Annotated in this window: 19 protein-coding genes and 2 pseudogenes; 16 read left to right on the top strand and 5 right to left on the bottom strand. The window is 63.2% G+C overall.

Annotation, left to right across the window (positions count from 1 at the left end; genetic code table 11):
- Positions 1–688: 688 nt before the first annotated feature.
- From MSTE_RS04770 to MSTE_RS04745, 6 genes are read left to right on the top strand one after another with little or no spacing between them, the layout of a single operon-like run.
- Complete coding sequence (locus tag MSTE_RS04770) at positions 689–1759, top strand: glycosyltransferase family 4 protein (protein ID WP_096505441.1); 1071 nt, start codon at positions 689–691, stop codon at positions 1757–1759.
- Entirely contained in the window at positions 1756–2940 is a 1185-nt protein-coding gene (locus MSTE_RS04765) for a glycosyltransferase family 4 protein (protein ID WP_096499391.1), read from the top strand. Before MSTE_RS04770 ends, MSTE_RS04765 begins: the two co-directional genes overlap by 4 nt.
- Positions 2933–4231, top strand: a complete 1299-nt coding sequence (locus MSTE_RS04760; RefSeq protein ID WP_096499389.1) for a lipopolysaccharide biosynthesis protein — start codon at positions 2933–2935, stop codon at positions 4229–4231. Before MSTE_RS04765 ends, MSTE_RS04760 begins: the two co-directional genes overlap by 8 nt.
- The gene (locus MSTE_RS04755; RefSeq protein ID WP_096499387.1) at positions 4228–5232 is read left to right on the top strand and encodes a CgeB family protein; all 1005 of its coding nucleotides are present in this window, start codon (positions 4228–4230) and stop codon (positions 5230–5232) included. Before MSTE_RS04760 ends, MSTE_RS04755 begins: the two co-directional genes overlap by 4 nt.
- Positions 5219–5830: a YdcF family protein gene (locus MSTE_RS04750; protein WP_096499385.1), complete on the top strand. Its 612-nt coding sequence runs from the start codon at positions 5219–5221 to the stop codon at positions 5828–5830. Before MSTE_RS04755 ends, MSTE_RS04750 begins: the two co-directional genes overlap by 14 nt.
- A 10-nt stretch (positions 5831–5840) precedes the next feature.
- Positions 5841–6986 carry a glycosyltransferase gene (locus tag MSTE_RS04745; protein ID WP_096499383.1) on the top strand — a complete coding sequence of 382 codons (1146 nt, stop codon included), beginning with the start codon at positions 5841–5843 and terminating at the stop codon, positions 6984–6986.
- Here MSTE_RS04745 and MSTE_RS04740 read toward each other — a convergent pair.
- The 3 genes and pseudogenes from MSTE_RS04740 to MSTE_RS25820 form a co-directional block, all read right to left on the bottom strand.
- Positions 6983–9178 (bottom strand): annotated as a pseudogene (locus tag MSTE_RS04740) (hypothetical protein); the annotation flags it as partial. The gene MSTE_RS04745 and the pseudogene MSTE_RS04740 overlap by 4 nt on opposite strands.
- Position 9179: 1 nt before the next feature.
- Positions 9180–9985 (bottom strand): IS5 family transposase gene (locus MSTE_RS04735; RefSeq protein WP_231896907.1). Its coding sequence is split into 2 segments (ribosomal slippage): positions 9180–9638 and positions 9641–9985, totalling 804 coding nucleotides; the frame shifts between segments, so codons are not numbered across the junction.
- Between the two features lie 45 nt (positions 9986–10030).
- Positions 10031–10240: pseudogene (locus MSTE_RS25820) on the bottom strand (hypothetical protein); the annotation flags it as partial.
- A gap of 431 nt (positions 10241–10671) precedes the next feature.
- Between MSTE_RS25820 and MSTE_RS04730 the strand changes: the two are divergent.
- From MSTE_RS04730 to MSTE_RS04685, 10 genes are read left to right on the top strand one after another with little or no spacing between them, the layout of a single operon-like run.
- A complete protein-coding gene (locus MSTE_RS04730) occupies positions 10672–11529 on the top strand; it encodes an MlaE family ABC transporter permease (protein ID WP_046252679.1) in 858 nt (285 codons plus the stop codon).
- Position 11530: 1 nt separating this feature from the next.
- Positions 11531–12388 carry an MlaE family ABC transporter permease gene (locus tag MSTE_RS04725; RefSeq protein WP_070951524.1) on the top strand — a complete coding sequence of 286 codons (858 nt, stop codon included), beginning with the start codon at positions 11531–11533 and terminating at the stop codon, positions 12386–12388.
- Positions 12389–13957 (top strand): MlaD family protein, encoded by a 1569-nt coding sequence (locus tag MSTE_RS04720; protein WP_162291367.1) that lies wholly within the window; start codon positions 12389–12391, stop codon positions 13955–13957. It begins immediately after the preceding gene.
- Positions 13954–15012: an MlaD family protein gene (locus MSTE_RS04715; RefSeq protein ID WP_096499381.1), complete on the top strand. Its 1059-nt coding sequence runs from the start codon at positions 13954–13956 to the stop codon at positions 15010–15012. The genes MSTE_RS04720 and MSTE_RS04715 overlap by 4 nt, the downstream gene beginning before the upstream one ends.
- A complete protein-coding gene (locus MSTE_RS04710; protein ID WP_096499379.1) occupies positions 15005–16051 on the top strand; it encodes an MCE family protein in 1047 nt (348 codons plus the stop codon). The genes MSTE_RS04715 and MSTE_RS04710 overlap by 8 nt, the downstream gene beginning before the upstream one ends.
- Positions 16048–17166: an MCE family protein gene (locus MSTE_RS04705; protein ID WP_096499377.1), complete on the top strand. Its 1119-nt coding sequence runs from the start codon at positions 16048–16050 to the stop codon at positions 17164–17166. The genes MSTE_RS04710 and MSTE_RS04705 overlap by 4 nt, the downstream gene beginning before the upstream one ends.
- Positions 17166–18515, top strand: a complete 1350-nt coding sequence (locus tag MSTE_RS04700; protein ID WP_096499375.1) for an MlaD family protein — start codon at positions 17166–17168, stop codon at positions 18513–18515. The genes MSTE_RS04705 and MSTE_RS04700 overlap by 1 nt, the downstream gene beginning before the upstream one ends.
- On the top strand, positions 18512–19762 hold the full coding sequence (locus MSTE_RS04695) for an MlaD family protein (RefSeq protein WP_096499373.1): 1251 nt from the start codon (positions 18512–18514) through the stop codon (positions 19760–19762). Before MSTE_RS04700 ends, MSTE_RS04695 begins: the two co-directional genes overlap by 4 nt.
- Positions 19763–19808: 46 nt before the next feature.
- Entirely contained in the window at positions 19809–20477 is a 669-nt protein-coding gene (locus tag MSTE_RS04690) for a DUF3329 domain-containing protein (protein ID WP_408645859.1), read from the top strand.
- Positions 20478–20497: 20 nt separating this feature from the next.
- A complete protein-coding gene (locus MSTE_RS04685) occupies positions 20498–21271 on the top strand; it encodes a mannan-binding protein (protein ID WP_057966544.1) in 774 nt (257 codons plus the stop codon).
- A gap of 68 nt (positions 21272–21339) precedes the next feature.
- Here the strand turns inward: MSTE_RS04685 and MSTE_RS04680 are convergent, their stop codons facing one another.
- Both MSTE_RS04680 and MSTE_RS04675 read right to left on the bottom strand, forming a co-directional pair.
- Complete coding sequence (locus tag MSTE_RS04680; RefSeq protein ID WP_096499369.1) at positions 21340–22620, bottom strand: acetyl-CoA C-acyltransferase; 1281 nt, start codon at positions 22618–22620, stop codon at positions 21340–21342.
- A gap of 115 nt (positions 22621–22735) precedes the next feature.
- The gene (locus MSTE_RS04675) at positions 22736–23110 is read right to left on the bottom strand and encodes a DUF4345 family protein (protein WP_096499367.1); all 375 of its coding nucleotides are present in this window, start codon (positions 23108–23110) and stop codon (positions 22736–22738) included.
- Between the last annotated feature and the right edge of the window lie 25 nt (positions 23111–23135).

The following is a 23135-nucleotide window of genomic DNA, read 5'->3' as shown; positions in this document are numbered from 1 at the left end:
GACTGTCACGCTACTTCACCCATCGAAGCGTTACAAATGAAAGTTTCATTGCAGGGAAATAAGAATTATCTAACAAACATCTCCCATCGATGCTCTTTGCTAATCTTCACGCCAATCACACAACGCTCACCAGCAAGTAACATATTCATAATATAGCCAGTTCAGGCTAGTTCAGGCAACGCGGAACGCGTCCCTCTCAGCCAGCCACAGCGTTATCTCGACCACTACATATCGGGTAGTTGCGGGCAAATTAAAGGCAAGGTTGGATCCGACTTTCAATGAGCGAAACCTCCGCCTCAGGTTGCGGAGCACCCACCGTGTGTTGCAGGCTAGAGACGAGTCGGCTGTCTGGCGGCATAAACTAGGCGCATCGGACATCGGTGCGCACATGAATTTCGCGTCCGAAGAGCATCGTGCTACTCGGAAATATTGTTTGGCCTACTCAGGCATTATGAGTATCAATGGACATGAACCTATCGGCGGCCGCATGCACGTGCATGTTGTGTCGGTTGAACATTGAACAAACATGAGGGATGGGGCCGAGCCCCCAAGGCAGACCGCGCATGGCGGCGAACACCTGCGTGGCGATGGACGATGCGCGACGTCGGACCAATTTCGCAGCCGTCACCGATAGCAAAGATCACCGACAGCGGAGATGAGGCCTGACATGGCACCCATCAGAGTGCACATGACCGGCTCGGAGTGGTTCTCATCGTTGCCCGGCGGGCTGAATCGGTACTTCACAGATCTATTCACCGCGCTGCGCCGGCGGGACAACATCGAACTGTCCGCCGCCGCATTCGGGGTGCCTTCAGACGGCGGATGGTCCTGGGGCGCTACCGGCGGGTCCACTCGCTCGCGGGTTCTCACCGCCTTCAACGATCGATCCGGGCTGCGGCAACCCGGGATTCTGGATCGCCACTTCTGCCTCTACGGGCCATCGGCCACCGGATGGCGCACCCACAGCCGGCTGGTTGTGCACTTCCACGGACCCTGGGCAGCAGAAAGCAGGTTCGCAGGGGCCGGAGCGTTCCGTTCGCGTGCCAAGTACCTCGTCGAACGCCTCCGGTACACCGGCGCTGAACGGATGATCGTGCTGTCGGATCGATTCCGTGACGTGCTGATCGAGGACTATCGAATACCCGCGGATCGCATCGAAGTCATTCCGCCCGGGGTCGACCTCGACAGATTCGGACTGCTACCACCGTTGGAGGCACCCACCGGGAGGCGCACGGTGCTCTGCGTGCGCAGGCTCGAACATCGCATGGGAATTCACCGCCTCATCGAATCGTGGCGGGCCGTCGTGTCCGCGCACCCAGATGTCTGCCTGATGATCGTGGGCACGGGCACCGCCGAAGACAATCTGAGGACACAGGTATCAGTGGCGGGTCTGGACGACAGCGTTCAATTCACCGGTCGTGTGGACGACCAGACCCTGACACAGCTCTACACGCTTGCCGACCTCACCGTCGTGCCGTCCGTGGCTCTTGAGGGGTTCGGACTGATCGCACTCGAATCCTTGGCCACCGGTAGGCCCGCCGTGGTCACCGACTGTGGTGGGCTCCCTGATGCGGTACGCGGTCTGGATCCCACGTTGATCGTGCCTTCCGACAACGCCGAAGCGCTTGGGGCACGACTCATCTCAGCGCTCGATGGCGTTCTCCCCACTCCACAACAGTGCCGACGACATGCCGAGTCCTTCTCCTGGGCCGCTGCCGCACAGCGTCACCATGCCGTGTATTCGGAGTTGAGCGCATGATCCGGGCGGTATTCGTCGCTCACACCGCGGCTCCCTCCGGTGCGGAGTTGGCAACCTCGCGATTGCTGTCGGCGCTACGCGATGCGCCCGCAGAGTTCACCGTCGAACCATCGGTGATCTACACCGAAGACGGCCCCATGGTCGGCGCAATGAAGTCCCGAGGCATACGAACATCACTGTTGGCCAACACTTTCGATAGCCGAAGCGTCACCATTGACGGTTCCGGATGGTTGCGCCGGTTGACCGGAGCCGTGGCACTGATTCGGCTCGGCTGGGATCTGGGCGCCGTCGTGCGAGAGCATGGAGCCGATGTGTTGATCGCAGGGAGCACAAAGGCTCTCATCATGTCTGCCGTCGCAGCCAAACGTGCGCGAATTCCCTTGATTTGGCATGTTCACGATCGGATATCAGCCGAATATTTCGGCGCCACACTGGCATTCCTCATCCGAACGGTGGGCATGATCGTCTCCGACGGGTACATCGCCAATAGCCGGTCCACCGAGAACTCCCTCCGGCCACGGCGCCGCCCGGGCGTCGTGGCGTACCCTGGGCTGGATTTTCTGCGGACACTCGACACAGAACACCCACCCCAGCGCCCGCCTGACGAGACCGTTGTCGCCGTCGTCGGCAGGCTGACTCGGTGGAAGGGGCAAGATGTATTCCTCAGGGCGCTGGCCAACACCAGCATTCAACCTCGGCGCGTATATCTCGTTGGCGGCACCTTCTTCGGCGAGGATTCCTTTCGAACCGAATTGGAAGACCTGGCAAGTGAACTCCAACTGCCCGTGACATTCACCGGGCATCTCGACGACCCCTCCGACATCCTGTCCACCGCCGACATCCTGGTGCATTGCTCGGTCATCGCCGAGCCCTTCGGGCAGGTTGTCGTCGAGGGGCTGCGCGCGGGCTGCGCAGTCATCGCCACCCAGCCCGGCGGCCCCGCCGAGGCTATCGAATCGGGAGTCCACGGGCTGCTGGTCGACGCCGGTAACGCTGATCAATTGACCGACGCGCTCGACTGTCTCATCGAAGACCGTGACCTTCGAACCCGATTGGCGCACGCCGGTCAGTCTCGGGCGAGAAGATTCGATATCGCCGACTCGGCACAGACCGTCGCATCGTTCCTCGCGCAGATCCTCAACCCCCGCGCGGCTACATCGTTGGAAGAGCGCAGTGTCTAGGGAACCCCAAAACAGCGCAACGCTCCCCCGCGCATTGCGACTGGCCAGAGATTTCGGGGCCGTCATCTTCGGCAAGTACGGCCAGTACGTCGTGACATTCGCGACCGTGCCACTACTTGCCCGAGTGCTTGGACCGGTGGGAATGGGGCTGTTGGCGGTGGGGATGGCCGCGTACTTCTTCGGCTCCATCGTCGTCGACCTGAGCATGACACCGTTTCTCGCTGCTCAAGTGCCTACCCTGCGCAACACCCCTGCCGAACTCCGGCAGGTCCGTAGCGACTACTTGTCCCTGAGGTTGATGACCCTCGCCGTGCTCGGCGCCGCGTTCGGCGTCGGCTGGATCGCCGGGGCGCCCCCATACGTGCACATGATTCTGTTGGGACTCTTCGCCGGTGGACTCTGGGCCACCTCCGACGACTGGCTGCTCATTGGGCAGGGGCGGTTTGTCGCATCCGCGGTTTACCAAGGCTCGGGGCGCATCGCCTATCTCGTTCTTCTCATCGTGCTACTACCGCACTCCCCGCACGCGTCCACCGCCGTGCTGTGCCTGCTGGGCTCCTCGATCTTGACGGTCGCCGGCACGTGGTGGGACAGCCTGCGGACCTTCGGCGGGCTGTGTCGCCCCTACGCACCTGGCCGCATCCTCCGCACCAGCTGGCCGATCGCGACCTCACGACTTCTCACTACCGGGTACGGGCAAGGCGCACCGGCCGTCTACTCGGCCATGCTCGACGCCGTGTCGCTGGGCCTGTTCTCGGCGAGCGATCGTCTGGTCAGGGCGATGCAATCGCTCCTCGACATGATCGGTTTGGTACTGCTGCCCCGGATGGCAAAACGCAGCGGACACGAACACTTCTGGCGCACCGGATTTCAGGGACTACGCGGCGCCGTCGCGGTGGCCGTACTCGCCGCAGCCCTACTCTGGGTGTTCGCCACACCGATAATTCACCTCATCTTCGGAAGTGAATTCCACGGGGCCGTAGGCTTACTGCGCGCCGAGCTTCTCATTCTTCCGGCGAGCACTATCAGCTCGTACATCAGCACCGCGCTGTTACCGGTACGTCAAGACATGCATGGTGTCCTCGTCGCATCGGTGGTAGGTACAGCGGCGTCGGTGGCGGGGCTGATCGCAGCATCCTGGAGCCACTCCGTGTGGGCACTCATTGGCGGCGTGATCGGTGCAGAATTCGGAGTAGCCATCTGGTATCTGGCACGCGTCAGGCACCTGGCAGGACGGGAACGAGGCGTGCTCAACGAGGCCGAGTCGGAGCAAGAGGGTGTTGCGCGATGAAGATCCTCTTTATCGGAGATGACTGGGTGGGCAGTAATGCCCGGTCGATGGCGGACGGATTCCGCCAGGCGGGCCATGAGGTGGTCGTGGTGGACACCACCAGAGTCACCTTGCCCACCAGACTGTCACCGGCATGGGTGTACTCAAAGGCCATGCGCCGGCGCGCATCCTGGGTGCAGAACTCCGTGCATGATCAGATCGATGCCATCGCGCGAGATTTCACTCCCGACATGCTCTTCGGGTTCAAGTCGATCCACCTGGACCAGGGACGCCTACTCCAGGTTCCGGCAGCTATGCGCGTCCACTACAGCCCCGATGATGTCGGCAATCCCTACAACACGACGGCCGATTACCTGGCGCACGAACGCGAGTGGGATCTGGTAGTCACCACCAAACGCCACAACGTGTCCGAGTTGCAAGACCGAGGCGCGCGCCGGGTGAAGTTCGTACGCAGCGCCTACGATCCTGCGTGGCATCGTCCGTGTGCCAAACGGGTTGCACGGCAGTATCTTGTGGGATTCATCGGAGCCAGGCGCCCCGACAGATCCGACATAATCGCCCGACTCGGCAACGAGCATGGGAAGAATCTTCTCGTGCGTGGTCCGGGCTGGCGGCGCATGCCCTCGCTGCAGGCCACCGGGGCCACGGTCGGTGGCGCCGTCTACGGCGATCACTTTGCGACCACCGTGGCGTCCGTGACAGCGAACCTGGTCTTGCTGAACTCGGACAACCGCGATACCCACACCTGCCGAACCTTCGAAATACCCGCGTGTGGAGGACTGTTCGTCGGGGAACGCACCGATGAACACAGCGAGCTGCTCAACGAGGGCACCGAAAGCCTGCTGTTCTCCAACGAGGCCGAACTTGGCGAGATCCTGCACTGGTGTGCCCGCCATCCGGCACAAGCCGCCAAGATCGCGGAGGCGGGCCACCTTCGCGTAACCCAGGATTCGCACCGCTACGTCGACCGCGCCGAGGAGATCACCGATGAGCTCCACTGACGCCACGGAAACACCCACCGATGAGCCCTCGGTGCCCGCCCCCGACCGCCGACCACAATGGCGCAGGCGAGTCCTGTTGGCCTTCATCGTGATCGCCGTGCTCATGGCAGGCTTCGTCACAGCCGGCTGGCGCGTCTACATGAACCCGCAGACCGATCCGCTACGCCCTGCCGACGCGATCGTCGTGCTGGGCGGTACCCCCTACGAGCGCTTCGATGTCGGTCTGGACCTGGCGAAGCGCGGGTACGCACCGTACCTGCTGATCGCACAGTCGACCGGCGCCAATGACCGCAACATGGACAAGTACTGCAAGGGCCACTTCACATTCACGGTCAGCTGTTTCATTCCAGACCCCTGGACCACGGAGGGCGAGGCCCAGGAAATACGTTCCAAGGCGCAGGAATTCGGCTGGCATCACATCATCGTCGTCACCTTCACACCACACGTCTCGCGTGCTCGTTACATCGTCGGGAAGTGTTTCGACGGGGAGCTCACCATGATTGCCAGTCCCACTCCTTCCGGAGTTGGCTTCTGGTCGTGGATGTTCATCCGACAGTCCGGCAGTTACGTGAAGGCCTTCCTGACCCCCGGATGCTGAGGAGGGAACTATGAACTCATCGCGTATCGCGATCGTCCATGAACGCTTCACCGAGTTCGGTGGCTCGGAATTGGTGGTCGCCGAATTCATGAAGGCCTGGCCACAGGCCAAGGTGTTCGCGCCCATCACCGAACCTCAGTGCCGCCGGCAGGTATTGGAGGCCGCCGGCAGGCTGGACGGCGCACCGCACGAGCAGATTTCGGGGACCTGGCTGGACAATGCCTACGGCCTTACCGGGCGCAGGTCGCATGCACCACTGCTTCCGCTGGTTCCCAGCGCCCTGAAGAGACTTCCGCTCGACGATGACCTGGACGCGGTGCTGATCAGTCATCACTCGTTCGCCACCCAAGCGGCATTCGCCACCGAGGCGCCCGTCGTCGCATACGTGCACAGCCCGGCCCGCTGGGCGTGGGATCGCACCTTCCGTGATCACGAGATGGCAAGCCGGGCAGGACGAATCGCCCTATCAGCATTGGGGAACCTCGCGCGCCGGGGAGAACTACGGGCAGCACCTCGCCTGTCGCATGTCATCGCCAACTCACATGCCGTAGCCGAACGGATTCGCGATTGGTGGGGACTGCCGTCGACAGTGATCAGCCCACCCGTACGCATCGACAGGTTCTCCCCCGATCCGTCGATAGCTCGCGAGGACTTTTACTTGTGCGCGGGCAGGCTGGTTCCGTACAAGCGTGCGGACCTGGCCATCCGGGCCGCCCAACGGGCCAATTGTCGTCTGGTAGTGCTGGGCGAGGGACGGTTCCGCGATCACTTGGAAGCTATCGCCGGGCCCGAGACCACCTTCCTGGGCGCCGCATCCGACGAGGTTCTCCTCGACATGTACCGGCGATGCCGCGCCCTGCTGATGCCCGGCGTGGAGGACTTCGGGATCGTCCCCGTCGAGGCAATGGCGTGCGGGACACCGGTCCTGGCGCTGGGCGCGGGAGGCGCCCTGGACACAGTGGAACCCGGCACTACCGGTGAACACGTCCAGGCCGGACCGGATGACGCCGTCGTAGCGCAGCTCGCCGAGCTGATGCGGGACTTCAACCCCGCCGACTACGACGCCGGCGCCATCCGGTCGCAAGCGTGCGGATTCTCACCCGAAGCGTTCCGCTCTCGGATCGCCGACACCGTGCTGAGAACCGTACGCCTCTAGTCGCCCGTCGAGTGCTTTCCGCCATTCGAAGCCGACCCGCCATGGGCGCCCGAACCTTCCGAACCACCCCCCGTGTTCGAACCACCACCGGATGACGCATCAGGTGCGCGGTGCTTCCCACCCGACTCGCCGGGCGAGGCCACCTTGACCTTCACCTTGTTGGACGCACCCGAAGAATCCTCGTGATGCTTGCCGCTGTCGGAGTCGCTCTTGGTCGCGGACGACGTGCTTGAATCCTTGTTTGCCTCAGTAGCTTTGGATTCAGACTGGGTTGACGTCGCAGATTCGACGGTGTTGGTCACTGCAGAAGTGATGGCGCCCCTCGTCTGCTTGATGGCCCCGGTCGCCGAGTCCTTCAGCGCACTGTTCGCCTTATCAACCTTGTCCTGCAGCTTCTCCTTCACGACCGGCTTGGCGGGCTTCTCCTTATCTTTCGAGTCGTCCGTGGTCTCGACCTTGGGCGTCTCCTTCGAGACATCCGGTGCGGGAGCGGCGACGGCAGCGGGTTGAGCTACCGCTTCGCCGACCGGCGTCGCACTCGATTCCGAAGCGCTGGTCACGGATGCGGAAAGCGGTGCCGGCGCGACCTTCTCAACAACCTTGTCCTTGGCGGTCAGGAGGTTCGAGGTGAGGTCCAGTTTCGGAGCCTCGAGCTGCTTGGCCTCAGGTGCCGCCGCAGCGCCCAGTTCCTTCACCGGTGCCGAAGCCTCAACGTGCTTGGCCGCCGGTTCAGGCGTAGCCGTGGCCGCCAAGGCGTTGGGCGCCGGGGACGAGAGCGGCGCTGGAGCGGCACCGATCACGCCGGCGAGCTGAGTCATCACGTCCTTGTAGAACTTAGAGGCCTGCAAGGTGTTCGACGCCGCGCCGTTGAACAGGTTCCCATACTGCGCAGTGAGCAGGTCTGAGATCGGTGTCATGACGGGCGTGACCAAACCCTTGTACAGCGGAGTCAGCGCCTTGGCGAGTTCGACTGTCGGGTCCGGGATTCCGAGTGCGGTACTGATCAAGCCGGAGACGGTGATGAGCTGGGTGGGCACGATGCCACCCGTGGGGATCAGGTTGGGCGGGATGATTCCCAGAGGCGTATTGGCCCCGGGCGCCGTGCCGATCTGGAATGTCGGCATGAGCCCAACGCCGAACAGCGATGGCAGCGTGAAGCCCATGCCCTCGGTCCCCATGTTGAAGCCACCCAGGGAGTAGACGATCGGTATCGGCAGCGCCCCGGAGAACGGCGTCTGCAACACCATCACGTTCTGCCCGTTGTTGATATTGAATCCGTTGGTGCCGACATAGTTTCCGGTCGTCACATTGAGATTCGTCATACCCAGACCGAGCATCGGAACGGAGAAGTTGGACAGCGTCGTGCCGATCGGCGAGTAGATACCGTTCTGCGTCGGGATCAGGACGTGTGCGTTGAACTGACCGGCCTGCCCCAGTCCCAGCGGCGCCTTGATGCCATTGGCCCACATCGGAATCGACAGCACGGTCTGCGGAACGTTCACTGCGCCGCCGTCGACCACCAAGGTGGGCGCGGTGGCCCACCATCCGGTCTCCATCCCCAGCGGGAATGTGTAGCTTCCCGCGCCCATCGGAACCCAGGCCGTCACGTTCGGCAAGGTGCCATCGGGCAGGATTCGGACCGAATCGGGCAGGATGCCCAGCGGGTCCAGCGAGGCCGGGATCTTGATATTGAGTCCGCTCGGCGTCTGCACAAAGGTGTTGGTGATGGTCGTCAGGCCGCTGGCCTGAAGCAGCGGCCAGTTGTATCCCGCCGTGAACTTGTCCTGTTCGGCGATCAGTCCGTCGACGATGTCGCTCAGGGGCGGGAGCTTGTCGACAATGGGCCCGATGATGGGGTTGTTGAATACACCGTCCAGCGCGTTGGCCAGACCATTGAGCAGGTTGGCGCCCGGGATGGTCGTCGGCAGCGGCAGGTCGACGAAACCCTGCCCGGGAATCTTGATCGACGGGATGACTCCCGGAACGGCCGTGGGGAGCGGAGTGCTTGCGAGGTTCCGCAGCACATCGGGGAGGTCGCCGATGCTGGTCAGATTCGAGTGGGTAAGGCTCGTCCCGAATGTCGGGAGCAGCCCACCGGATCCCTGGGCGAGGGGATTCCAGACGCCTCCGGCGGCCGATCCGATTGCATTAGTCCCGGATAAGTAGTTATTGAGCGCGTCCTTAGAGCGTGTCTCATGTGGATAGTTTTCTGAAGCAGACCAGGGTGGCGGCGAGTGTGAGGAATGCGGCGTAGAGATGGTCGTGGCGTTCCCAGCGGGTGCCCAGGCGGCGGTAGGTGAAGAGCCAGGACATGGTGCGTTCGACTTTCCAGCGTTTGGTGCCGAGCCGGTCGCCGGATTCGGTTCCGCGGCGGGCGATCCGGGGTGTGATGTGTCGATTGGTGAGCCATTGCCGCAGCTGGTTCGCGTCGTATGCCTTGTCTGCGTGCAGTTTTGCCGGTCGCCGCCTGCGTGGCCCGCGCGGGGATTTGATGGCGGGCAGTGCCCGTACCAGCGGCGGGACCGCATGCCCGTCCCAGGTGTTGGCGGCGGTGACCGCGGTCTGCAACGGCAGACCGGTCGCGTCGGTGAGCACGTGAATCTTGGTACCCGCTTTGCCCCGGTCTACCGGGCTCGGCCCGGTCATGGCGCCCCTTTTTTAGCCCGCACGTACGCCGAATCCACCACGGCCCGTGACCAATCCAATGCCCCATCGGCACCGAGCCGATCGAGTACCGCTTCTTGTAGACGCCGCCATACCCCGACGGCGGTCCACTCGGCGAACCGGCGATGCGCGGTAGGGACCGTCACTGCGAAACATGGTGGCAAATGCCGCCAGGCACACCCACTGACCAGCACAAACACCACCGCGGTGAATACCGCACGCTCATCGGCATACGCCGTCCCGCCGCCCTGGGGACGCACCCGCTGCACCGGCAACAACGGCTCCACCAACGCCCACAACTCGTCCGGAACCAACCTCAACGAAAGCTCTTTCACACCAGCACATCATGCCCCAACCACCCCACAAACCACACAAGACACGCTCTTAGAGTCGGTGACCGCGCCCTTGTAGTCCGGCGCCGCCGCGGCCGCCTGGGCGGTGGGCCCGACAAAAGCCAAGCTGGCAGTCGCGGCGACGGCACCGGCCGCGGTCACGGTGCGTTGGACGACGACCTTTTTGGATGACTTTCGATGCCGCTTAGACAAAACCGCAACCCTCTCCTTTGAGGAAACCTGAAACGTTAGCAGCACTGTAAACGTGTGACCCACCTCATAGTCGTTATTTGAAAATCGTGTCTACCTGCGATTTGTTTGGTAACACTGCGTGCCCAGACCGGCCCCGGTCGCTGCGCGTCGCACAAGGAGGGGCCATACTCACGCAAAGTGGCTGACGAAAGTTTGCTAGAGACGTCAACAAGCGTTTACGGCGAGCAACCCGGCGGCTGAGGCAAACACGCAAACCTCGCGGCCATCGGGGTACTACAACCCCAGTAGACGACCGTCAATTTACGTTCACGCCTGAATCCATTTTCGCGTTTCGCATGTATCCAGGAACCGAATAGCCCATGATGTCCGAGACGTACTCGTAGATTGCTGGGATTTGTGTTCCAGGTCACACAGGGAGCTGTATTGATTGCCGTAGCCGCAACCACTCTGAGCTGCCTCTGCGCGGGCCACCTGCGATGACCACACAAGACGAGCGCCGCGCCACCACTGATGGCGTCGCGGCGATCCAGGATTGGACCACCGGATACGTCAAGCGCCACCCTCTTGAATCACTCAAGACCGTCGGCGAGCAGTTCATGCTCGGTGTCCGCACCATCCAGTGGTTCTTCATCGACCTGTTCACCGGCCAATTCCAGTGGCAGGAGTTCGTCAGGCAGGGAGCCTTCCAGGCCGGTACCGCCGTCGTACCCGTCATCCTGGTCACCCTGCCCATCGGTGTCACACTCTCTATCCAGTTCGCGCTGCTCGCCGGCCAGGTCGGAGCGACGTCACTGGCCGGTGCGGCCAGTGGCATCGCCATCATCCGGCAGGCCGCCTCGCTCGTGGCCGCTCTCCTGATGTCCGCCGCCGTGGGCTCGGCCATCACCGCGGACCTCGGTTCGCGCACCATGCGCGAGGAGACCGACGCCATGGAGGTCATGGGTGTCTCGGTGATCCGGCGACTCGTCGTCCCCCGCTTCGCCGCCGCCATCATGATCGGTATCGCGCTCACCGGAGTCGTCTGCTTCGTCGGATTCCTCGGCGCCTACCTATTCAATGTCTATTGGCAGAACGGCGCCCCGGGCAGCTTCGTCACAACCTTCTCCGCCTTCGCGACCCCCGGCGACATGATCCTGGCCCTCATCAAGGCCGTCATCTACGGCGCCATCGTGGCGGTGGTGGCCTGTCAGAAGGGTCTGTCGACCAAGGGCGGCCCGATCGGTGTCGCCAACTCGGTGAATGCGGCCGTCGTGGAATCGATCCTGCTGCTGATGACGGTCAACCTCGCCATCAGCCAGCTGTACATCATGATGTTCCCGCGGACGGGGCTGTGACATGACCGCATCAACATATGTACCCCCGATTGCACGGCCCTTCGTCGGGATCTACAACAAGGCACAGAAGCCGATCACCCGGCTCGGCCACATGGTCGCGTTCTTCTTCCGGGCGATCGCCGGCGTACCCATCGTGTTCCGCCACTACAGGAAAGAATTCCTGCGGCACCTGTCCGATATCGCGTGGGGCAACGGGTCTCTCGTAGTCGGTGGCGGTACCGCCGGCGTCATGATCGTCCTCGGCATCATCGCCGGAGGACTGGTGGCCATCGAGGGCTACAACTTCCTGGATCTCCTGGGCCTGGGCCCGGCCACCGGCATCATCTCCTCCTTGGTGAACACCCGCGAACTCGCCCCGATCATGGCCGCGATCGCCTTCGCCACCCAGGCCGGCTGCCGCTTCACCGCGCAGCTCGGCGCCATGCGCATCTCCGAAGAGATCGATGCCATGGACTCCATCGCGATCCGGCCCATCCCCTACCTGGTGACCACCCGGCTGATGGCGGCCACCGTCGTCACCATCCCGCTGTACGTCGCGTGCCTTGCCGTCAGCTACCTGTCCTGCCAGATCATGGTGGGGATCATGAGTGGTGGATCCATCGGTTCGTACCTGCACTACTTCGGCATCGGTGTGAGTGGCATCGACATCTTCTACTCGGTCATCAAGGCGATCATCTTCGTGTGGCTCGCCTCGACCATCCAGTGCTACTACGGCTTCTACGCCAGTGGCGGCCCCGAAGGCGTGGGCGTAGCTGCGGGGCACGCCATGCGCGCTGCCATCACCCTCGTGATCATCGTCAACATGCTGCTCACCATGGCGCTGTGGAGTGTCGACGCCGGTGCGAGGTTGGGCGGCTAGATGGCGGCGAATTCCTTTGAGACGGACGGCCGTGGACCATCCGAGAAGCTTCTGCTGGGTACCGGCGTCGCGATGATCGTGGTGGCCGCACTGGTCACCGGCGTCATGATGCTGAAGTCCACGGGACGTCTCAACGACTTCGTTCGCGTGATTGCCGACCTCAACAACGTCGGTGACGGTCTGCCCCAGAAATCCGACGTGAAGTACCACGGTGTTCTGGTCGGCGAGGTCGATGGCGTCACGCCCGCCGCCAACGGCCAGCCCAACTTCGTACACATCAATCTCAAGCCGCAGTACGCCAAGTCCATCCCCGGCACCGCCACCGCCCGCGTCGTCCCCAGCAACGTCTTCGCGGTCTCGTCGGTGCAGCTGGTGGATCGGGGGCAGGGTGCTCCGATTCGTGCGGGCGCACACATCGCCGAGGACACCCAGCTGCCGACTGTTCTGTTCCAGACAACAGTGAGCAAGCTGCGCGACGTCCTCACCGCGACCGGTCGCGGTCGCGATGATCACTCCACCGGCATCCTGGCCGCGTTGGGAGCCGCGACCGACAATCGCCGCGTCAAGCTACTCACCGGCGGTGCGCAGCTGAACCGCCTCATCGCTCAGCTCAACGACATCGTGGTGACCGACACCGGACCGTCCACGGTCAAGGCTCTGCTCGACGCGACCGAGGGGCTCAAGCAGACCGCACCCGAACTGCTCGACTCGCTGCACCAGGCCGTCAAACCGATGCAGACCTTTGTCGAGAAACGCGACCAGCTGACCAGCCTGATCAACGGCGGCCTCACGACGGTGGGCACCACCCGGCAGGCCTTCGAGAATCACACCGATCAGCTGATCGGCATCACCACGGAGCTCACGCCCGTCCTCGGCACGTTCTCGAACAACGCGGGCAAATTTCAGATGATCTTCCAGAAGATCAACCAGATGAACCAGAAATGGTTTGAGAATCCTTGGCTGTCCGATGTGGATACCGGCAACATGCGGGTGAACCTCTCGTTGACCCCCGGATACAGCTACACACGTGCGGACTGCCCACGCTATGGCGAGCTCAAGGGGCCCAGCTGCTTCACCGCGCCCGAGCTCGTGGTGCGTCCAGACCTGCCGGAAGAACTGCTGCCCCAGAACTACAAGGTGCCCCCGGACTTGCAGCCGCCGCGCGGAACCGTGGTGGGCCCCAACGGAAATCTGATCGCGGTCGGGCCGCCGTACGTGGTGCCGCCCGGCGGTCCGAACCTGACGGACCCGAATCCGCCCCTGCCGCCATGGCAGGCGGTACCGGTGCCACGCGTCCCCGGGACCGCGGATCCCGACAATCTGGAACCACCGCCACCACCTCCTCCCCCACTTCCGGCAGCACCGGTGGCTCCCGGCGCACGGGACGGTGGCGGCGCACCGATCGCACCGGCGTCGTTCGGCGGGACGGTGGGCCCGGTAGGTAGCGCGGTGGAACGCGCTCAGCTCAGTGTCATCACCGATAAGCCTGCTAGCTCCTCCACGCAGCTGCTGCTCGGCCCGGTCGTGCGGGGCACCACGGTCTCGCTCGCGAAGGAAGGATCCCAATGAAGTTCCGTGGTCCGTTGATCGCGCTGGTCGTCTTCATGGCGGTCGCGATGGTGTTGACGTGGCTGGTGTATGCCACGTTGCGCCGTGATGTGGCGGGCGGGACCACGGCGTACTCAGCGGTCTTCACCGATGTGTACGGGTTGCGAGACGGTGATGACGTCCGCATGGCCGGTGTGCGCGTGGGACGCGTGGAGAAGATCGAGCTGGTCAACAACAACCAGGCCAAGGTCGACTTCGTCGTCCAGAACGACCAGAAGCTGTACGGCAACACCCTTGCCTCGGTGACCTATCAGAACATCGTCGGTCAGCGGTACCTGGGCCTGTCGCTCGGCAAGACCGGTGACACCAACGTGTTGGCCGCGGGGTCCACGATTCCGCTGGAGCGCACCGATCCCTCCTTCGATGTAACCACGCTGCTCAACGGATACGAGCCGCTGTTCAGCACGCTCTCACCGGAGCAGGCCGACAACCTCACCAAGGGTGTCATCCAGTCCCTGCAGGGCGATCAGGCCTCGATCACCTCGCTGGTCGACCAAACCTCAACGCTGACAAAGACCTTCGCAGGACGCGACCAGGTGCTGGGCAATGTGATCACCAGCCTGAGCACAGTGACGGGAAACTTGGCACAACAGAACGACAGTCTCGACAAGGCCATCACCAATACCCGGAAGGTATTCGCGGACTTCGACTCCCGCCGTCCGGAGCTGGTCAACTCGGTGGGCTCGCTGGCGCAGACCCTGCGACGGGTGTCAAAGATCACCGATGAGGTCTACCCGTCACTCGATGAACTCATCACGCGCCAACCAGGTTTCGCCAAGCACATGGTGCAGATCGAGCCGAAGCTGGCCTTCCTCGGCGGCAACCTGCCGCTGCTACTCAAGGGCTTGGCGCGCATCACCGGCGACGGCGCCTACGGCAACGCCTACATCTGCGACTTGAACATCACCGGCTTCTTCCCGGGCCTCAACGACGTGGTCCCGATCATCGTCAACGCGGCGACACCGGGCAACGTCACCCAGCACACCCCGCGATGCAGGAACCTGGCCAATGGCTGAGCACACGAGATGGCAGAAGATCAAGAACCGGCCGGTCGAGACCTATAACAAGACATGGCTCGGGTTCATCGCGATCGCCGTGATCGGCGCACTCGTGGGCGGGATGCTGCTCGTCAAGGCAATCGGTTTCGGGTACACCACCTACACCGCCGAGTTCGCGCAGGCCGCATCGCTGCGGACCGGTCAGCCCATCACCGTGGCGGGCATCCCGCTGGGAACGGTCACCGGCATGAAGCTGGTCGGCGATCATGTCGAGGCCAAGCTCTCGGTCAGCGACGACGTGAAGCTGGGTAAGGACACCAAGGCTGCGATACGGGTGACCACCATCCTCGGTTCCCGGTATCTGGACCTGCGCCCGGAAGGACCGGGGTCGTTGCCCAACAAGACAATCGACCTTGCCCACACGGAAGTCCCCTACGACTTACAGGCGACCCTGAAGGACGTGACGAACACCTTCGACCAGGTCGATTTCGACAAGGTGGCCCAGTCGTTGAGCATTCTGGGTAAACAGCTCGACGGGCTGCCCGAGGTGGTTCCCCAGGCCATGCAGAACATCCAGACGCTGTCGGGAATCATCGCCGAACGACGCGACCAACTGGGCACGCTGCTCAAGAGCACCGAGAAGGTCACCAACACGCTGCACCGTCAGCAGCAGGGTGTCGGGACCTTGATCAACCAGGGGCAGAGCCTGATCGGCGAATTCGTAGTGCGCCGTGGCACATTCCACGCGATGATGCAGTCACTGACCGACCTGGTCGAGCAGCTCAGCAAGATCGTCATCAGGAACCGGCCGCAGCTCGACGACATGCTCAAGACACTGCATCAGCTCACCGACATGCTCGGCCAGCATGACGACCTGCTGCGCAACATTCTGCAGGTTGCTCCCGTCGCGCTGCGCGGCGTGACCAACGCCACCGGTACCGGCAACGCCATCGAGTTCAACGCCCCCAACGGCCTGGCCGTCGACTCCTGGATGTGCGCAATCAGCGGTCGCGCAAAGCAATTCGGCATGATCCAGTACTTCAAGGACTGCAAATGAGTAGCGGCAAGGGTAAGGCCATCGCCGTCATCGCAGCGGTCGCGTTAGTGGTCGCGGCGGTCGTCGGCGCAGGCGCGTACTACGTGAAGTCGCAGTTGGATCACATCACGCTGACCGCTCAGTTCGACAACGCCTCCGGACTGTACGAGTCGAATGTTGTTGCGGTACTGGGTATGCCGGTTGGCAAGATCACAAAGATCACCCCCCGATCCGGGTATGTCGACGTGGAGTTCACTGTCGACAAGGACGTCAAGGTGCCCGTCGACGTGCAGGCCGTCACCCTGTCCACCTCGATCCTCACCGATCGCCAGGTCGAGCTGTCTCCTCCGTACCGCGGTGGGCCGACGCTCAAGGACGGCGACACCATCGGACTGGACAAGACGAAGACGCCGGTGGAATTCGACCGCGTGCTGGGCATGCTCGACAGATTGTCGGTATCGCTCAAGGGCGACGGCAACGGCCAGGGACCGGTGGGCGACATCATCAATGCGGCCGCCGGGGTCGCCGACGGTAACGGCGACAAGATCAAGTCAGGCCTTGACGAGTTGTCGAAAGCGTTGCGACTCAGCTCGGAGGGCGGCGTGACTACCCGCGAGCAGATGACAACCATCATCAAGAACGTCAGCTCACTGTTCGACGCCGCAGCATCCAACGATGGGAAGTTGCGCGAATTCTCTTCCACCATTCACCAACTGAGCAACATCATCGAAGACGAGGCGCTCGGCACCGGCAACACCGGGCGCAAGCTCAATGATCTGGTGAAGCAGGCCGGTGACCTCCTGGAAGTCAACCGCGACCACATCAAGGCGGCGGTCCTCAACGGCAATACGGCACTGAAGACGTTCTCGGACAACCAACGTGAGCTCGCCGAGACCCTCGACCTTGCGCCGCTGGCCGTGGAGAACCTGTACAACATCATCGACCAGGACAACGGGGCGCTGCGTGCACGGTTCCTCACGGACAAGCTGCTGTTCGAGAGTCAGACCGCCAAGGAGATCTGCAACATGATGGGCCTGCGCCAACTGGGCTGCAGCACAGGAACATTGCAGGACTATGGGCCCGATTTCGGCCTGTCCTACGTGCTCGACGGGCTCGCGGCGATGGGGCAAAAGTGATGGCTACACGCAAGCGGCCGGCAGCGATGAGCACGGCGACGATCCTGGCCGCCACCGTTCTGTCCGGTTGTGGAACCAACGGTCTGGGAGATCTCCCATTGCCCGCCCCCGGCGTCGGATCGGGCGGCTACCACCTGACGGCACTCTTCTCGAACATCCTGAACCTGCCGAATAGCGCCAAGGTGAAGCTGGCCGGCGCGGATGTCGGCCAGGTCGACGACATGCGGGTGAGTAACTACACCGCGATCACCACCTTGCGCATCATCCATGGAGTCCGACTCCCCAAGGGCAGCACCGCCGAGCTGCGTTCCGCGACACCGCTCGGCGACGTCTTCGTCTCGATTCGTCCCCCGGCCGGCGCCACCTCGGACTCGCCCGTCCTCAAGGAGGGCGACACCATCGGCCTCGATTCGACGATGGCCGCCGCGACGGTGGAATCCGTGCTCAGCTCGGCGGCGCTCGTCTCCAACGGGGGCGCCGTACGCAACCTGACCAACGTCATCAATGGTTTCGGTAAGGCGACCGGCGATCAGGGCCAGGCATTCGGCGATCTGATCAAGGACTCCAATCGCCTGCTGGGAACGTTGAATACGCGATCCGCGCAGATCTCTGATGCTCTCACCCAGACCTCGCAGTTGGCCGACCAGCTCGACACCAAGAACCAAACTCTCACCGACATCGTGAAAGAGGCCGATCCAGCCACCGAGGCTCTCGCCGCCAACACCGCGCAGCTCTCGCAGCTGGTTCTTCAGATCGGTGCCACCACCAAGCAGCTGCAGAAGTTCCCATCGATCGCAGGCACCGATACCAGCGGACACAGCATCATCAAGGATGCGAACACGATCGCCAAGTCGTGGAACGACATCGCGCAGGACCCGACAATTGATATCAACGGCCTCAACCGGCAGATCACCACGCTCATCAAATCCACCCCCAGCAATGCGATTTCGGTGCGCGTCAGTATCGACAAGTTGGTCCTGGGATCGATCCCCGATGCCGGGTTCAAGGGCGATATCGGTTCGCACGGACCCAAGCGCTACAACTGGGCTCAGCTGGTCGGCTCCTTCAAGTACACGCTGTGGCGCCTCCAGGAACGCGTCGTGGGCAAGGGTGTGGACGGCGAGGATGTTCCGATGCGGCCGAGTCCGACCGAACCCGGCGTGATCGAGCGCGTGCCCGGCCCGCCGCCAGGAGCCGCCCCGCCGGCGACACCCAACCCGGGTGCTCCGGTGCCGCCGGGACAAGCCGAACCCGCGTCGGCGCCTGCTCCTGGCGTCGTTCCCCCCTCCGCAACGGCGCCCGTTCCCGCCACTGGCCCCGCCCCCGGACCGGAGGTGATGGGCCAGTGATCAACGCCCTCGCCAATGGCCTGGTCGGCACGATTCGGGCCGGGCATCGCAAGCGGATGCTGCTCTCGGGCATCGCGCTGGCCACCGTGCTGTTGGTCGCGATCGCCTACCTCACGGTGGGCGCCTTGCGCGTCAGCCCGTTCTCGGGCACGTACCGCGTCAAGGTGCAGCTTCCGGAATCGGGCGGTCTACTGCCGAATCAGGATGTCGCGCTGCGCGGCGTCAAGGTGGGCACGGTGCAGTCGTTGGCGATCACGCCGCAGGGTGTCGACGCGGTCGCCGAGATCCAGTCGAAGTACAAGATCCCCGTTTCCGCGAAGGTGCGCGTCACCGGCCTGTCACCCGCCGGCGAGCAATACATCAACTTCGAGGGCGTATCGGATCAGGGTCCGTTCCTCAAGGACGGCGCCGTGATCTCCGAGGGTGCGCAGGTGCCGGTGACGTTGGCCAAGCTGTTGGCCGATGCCGACGGTCTGCTGGCGCAGGTGGATCCCAAAAAGCTCGAGCTCATCAAGAAGGAACTGAGCCTGAGCAAGGAAGGCCCACGCAAGCTCACCGAGATCATCGACGGTGGCACCTTCTTGCTGAGCACCCTGGATTCGGTGCTGCCCGAGACCACCAGCCTGCTCAAGACCAGCCGGGTGGTGCTCACCTTGGCCGCCGACAAGAACTCGGGCATCAAGGCCACCGCGAACGAACTGGGCCGCACCCTGCGCGGCGTGGACAAGATGCAAAACGGCTACCGCACCCTCGTCGATCAAACCCCGAAGACCCTCGGCGCGGTGGACAACCTGTTCGCCGACAACTCGGACACCATGGTGACTCTGCTGGGTAACCTCGCGACCGCCTCACGGCTGCTCTACCTGCGCGTTCCTGCCCTTAACGCACTGTTTCCCAACTACCGGGCCTCTGTGTTCGACGCACTGATGAGCATCATGCACGACGGTGGAATCTGGGCCACGGCAGATCTGTACCCGCGCTACGTCTGCGACTACCCGACACCGCGGCTGCCGCTGTCGGCCGCCGATTATCCCGAGCCGTTCCTCTACGCCAACTACTGCGCCGACACGGATCCGGCGGTCCTGATTCGCGGCGCCAAGAATGCGCCGCGCCCAGCTGGAGACGACACCGCCGGACCTCCCATGGGAGCCGATATGGGGAAGAAGGCCGATCCGACACCGAAGGGCCGCTTCCAGGTACCAACCACCTATGGTGGACCGACACTGCCGATCGAACCGCCAAGTTGACACCTGACCTGCGAATCAGATTCAAGGAGCTACTACCGTGGTCACCATGACCAAAGATGACGTCGATTCAACAAGCGACGCCGAGGCGGACAAGGTCGACGAGAAAGACACCGCGGACACTGCCGCGGAAACCGACCAGACCGACACCGACGAGCCGGACGACGTCGACGCGACAGACGAGTCTGATGCGCAAGCAGCCGGTGCCGATGACGATGCGGATTCTTCCGGAACGTCCTCGTGGGTGCGTTACGCCGCGATCGGAGCCTTGGCGGCAATCCTGGTCGGAGCTCTCGTGTTCTCGGGTGTGGTGGGCGCGAAGGTGTGGAAACAGCACCAGATCGACGCGGCCGGAGAGCAGGCACAGGCAGTCGCGGTCGCCTACACAGAGGTCTTGACCAGCGTCGAATCCGACAAAATCGACGAGAACTTCCGGCAGATCCTCAACGGAGCGACCGGCAAGTTCAAGGACGATTTCACCCAGGCAAGCATCCAACTGCGGCAGCTGCTCATCGACAACAAGTCGGGAGCAGAGGGCAAAGTCGTGAACTCGGCGATCGAGTCCAAGTCCACGGACAAAGTCGTGATACTGATGATGGTCGATCAGAGCGTCAAGAACGTTAATGTGCGGGATCAACGTGTCGACAAGAATCGAATGAAGATCACGATGGTGAAGATCGACGGTCGCTGGCTCGCAAGCGACCTGACGTACCTCTAGGTCGGCCAGGAAAGGTCATCATGCGGATTTCTCAACTCTTGGTCCGAGGGGTTGCCGGGGCGTGTGCCGTCGCGCTGGCGATCAGCAGCGCGCCGTTGGCGTCAGCGTCGGCGCAGTCCTTCTGCGGCGAGCTCGGCGGCAACTTCGACGGGCTCTACTGCCACACGGTGGTGACCTCGCCGCGTAAGGCAGATCGCGATATCAAGGTCGCCATCCCCGAATTGGTGGACAGCAACCCCGCCATCCGTGAGTACCTGCGCAACTTGTACAACAACTGGAAAGCCAAGGGCGCTGACATGATTCAGGACAGCTATGGCGAGGAGAACTTCCAGATCTTCAACCACGGCAGCACCACGTCCATCGTTTTTCACGAGGATTACCACGCCAACGGCCCGCAGGTGAACAACGCCTACCGGACGTTCAACTACGACGGCGGTAAGCGCCTGGTGCTCGCCGACATTCTCAAGGGTGGCGATCTGAACGCCATCCCGCCGATCGCCGAGCCCTTCATCATCGAGGCACTGGACCGGGCGGCGCCGGGGCACACCCCGCAGACCTATCCGTTCACGCCCGACCGGTGGACTCCGGACAAGGTGTACTCCGGCGCGTACAAGGCCTGGGCGCTGACACCGGACGAGCTGATCATCTACATGCCGGATTACCCAGTTGCCCATGACTATCCGATCGATTACTCCCCGGGTCAGCGGGTGTACTCGATGGACGGCGGCACTGTGGAAGCGCACATCCCGATTGGCGCCATCGCCCCGATCCTGAAGCCCGGGTACGGAGGCTAGAACGCAATGGGCAATGCCCGCCTACGAGCGATAACGCTTGTAGGCGGGCATTTTCCGTCTCCGGAGGATCACTCCACGCGTTCAAGCACGGCGCTGGCGCCGTGACCACCGGCCGCGCAAATGCCCAACAGCGCGGTGCTCTTCCCACTGAGCGCGAGCTCGTTGGCCATGGTGGTGACCATGCGGGCGCCGGTGGCGCCGAACGGGTGGCCTATCGATACCGAGCCGCCGTGCACATTCACCTTGTCGATATCGGGCGTACCCACGGCCTCGGAGCGCCCGAGCCGATCGGCCGCCCACTTCTTGGAACCGAGGGCCTCCAGCACTGAAAGAGTCTGCGCGGCAAAGGCTTCGTGAATGTCGACGTAGTCGATGTCGGCAAGGGTCATCCCTGCCTTCTCCAAGGCTCGCGGCATTGAGATGGCGGGCCCGATAAGCACCTCGTCGGCTGGGTCGACGCTGACATAGCTCCAGGACCGGATGGCGGCCAGCGGTTGCAGACCGAGCGCCCGCGCCTTCTCCTCGCTCATCAGCAGCACCGCGGCAGCGCCGTCGGTCAGCGGGCTGGCGTTACCTGCGGTCACCGTGCCGTCGCGATTGAAGACCGGTTTGAGCATTGCGAGTTTCTCGACGCTGGTGTTCTCGCGGACCAGGCCGTCACGGGTCACGCCGTTGACGGGCACCACCTCGCGGTCGAAGCGTCCCGACTTGATGGCGGCAGCTGCGCGATGGTGCGAGCGCACCGCGAACTCGTCCTGCGCCTCGCGGGTAATGCCGTGGATCTTGGCCATCTTGTCGGCAGACTCCCCCATCACCTCACCGGTGGTCCGCTCTTCGATCTTGGGTCGCCGCGGCAGCAGTCCGGTGAACGGCGCCAGGCTCAGGGCCGCGTCGAAGTAGTCCTTTGGTTTTGGCTTACCCAGCGCCAGAGGGGCGGCCGCGTGAATGAGCTTCTGCGGCAAGTTGACTCCGGCATTGGAGGTGGAGTCGGAACCGCCGGCAATAATGACGTCGTACTCACCGCGCTCGATCGCCGCGGCCGCCGTGGTGATGGCCTGCAGGCCGGAGGCACACGCACGGGTGACGGTATGCCCCTCGACGCCGTGCCCGAGCTTGAGGTCGAGTGCGATCTCACGAGCGATGTTCGGCGCACCCGCCGGCAGGATCACCCCGCCCCAGACGATGGCCTCAATCTCATTCGAGGAGATCTTGGTGTTATCGAGCAGACCTCGCACGGCTTCGTCGGCCAATGCGATGGTGTCGATGCGGGTGAAGTCACCGAAAGCACGGACAAAGGGAGTGCGCGCGCCCGCGACGATGACGGCGCGACGCTGAGCAGGTGCGGTCATGGCGGCGAGCTTACTCGCGAGTCAGTTCTTTTGTTTACACGGGTACTAGGTTCGTAAATCGGCCGACGGCGCCGTCCCGAAATCGGTGAACCGGGCCACGAACTCCCCTACCGCATCAGGCATTGGACCGCTCGGTGAGTGCCGCGCCCACAGCGATTTCCAGCGCTGCGAAAAACCCTGTGGGCCATGGCCGCACTCGCCGTTCTAACCCGCCCGACAACAATCGGGTCAGCCCCATGCCATAACTGGCGTAACGGACAGCAGCACGAAGACCCGCTGATCGCGCGCCGTCATCACCGGCCTGCGCCAAGGCCAACGCGAAGGCCAAGGGGATGCCTCCGTACACGGCGCGAACCTCGGTGCGGGATTCACTGGTCGGTGCGTCGCCGCCGAACATCTGTGGCACCAGGGCGGGTTTCACAAGGGCGAAGATGCCGATTCCCGCATAAAACCCGGCTGCCGCTTTGCGCAGTGATGCGTTGTGACTCATGGAGGCGATGCTGCCAGGATGACGC

The sequence above is a fragment of the [Mycobacterium] stephanolepidis genome, assembly GCF_002356335.1.
Taxonomy (GTDB): domain Bacteria; phylum Actinomycetota; class Actinomycetes; order Mycobacteriales; family Mycobacteriaceae; genus Mycobacterium; species Mycobacterium stephanolepidis.
This window is presented reverse-complemented; position numbering and strand designations above follow the sequence as displayed.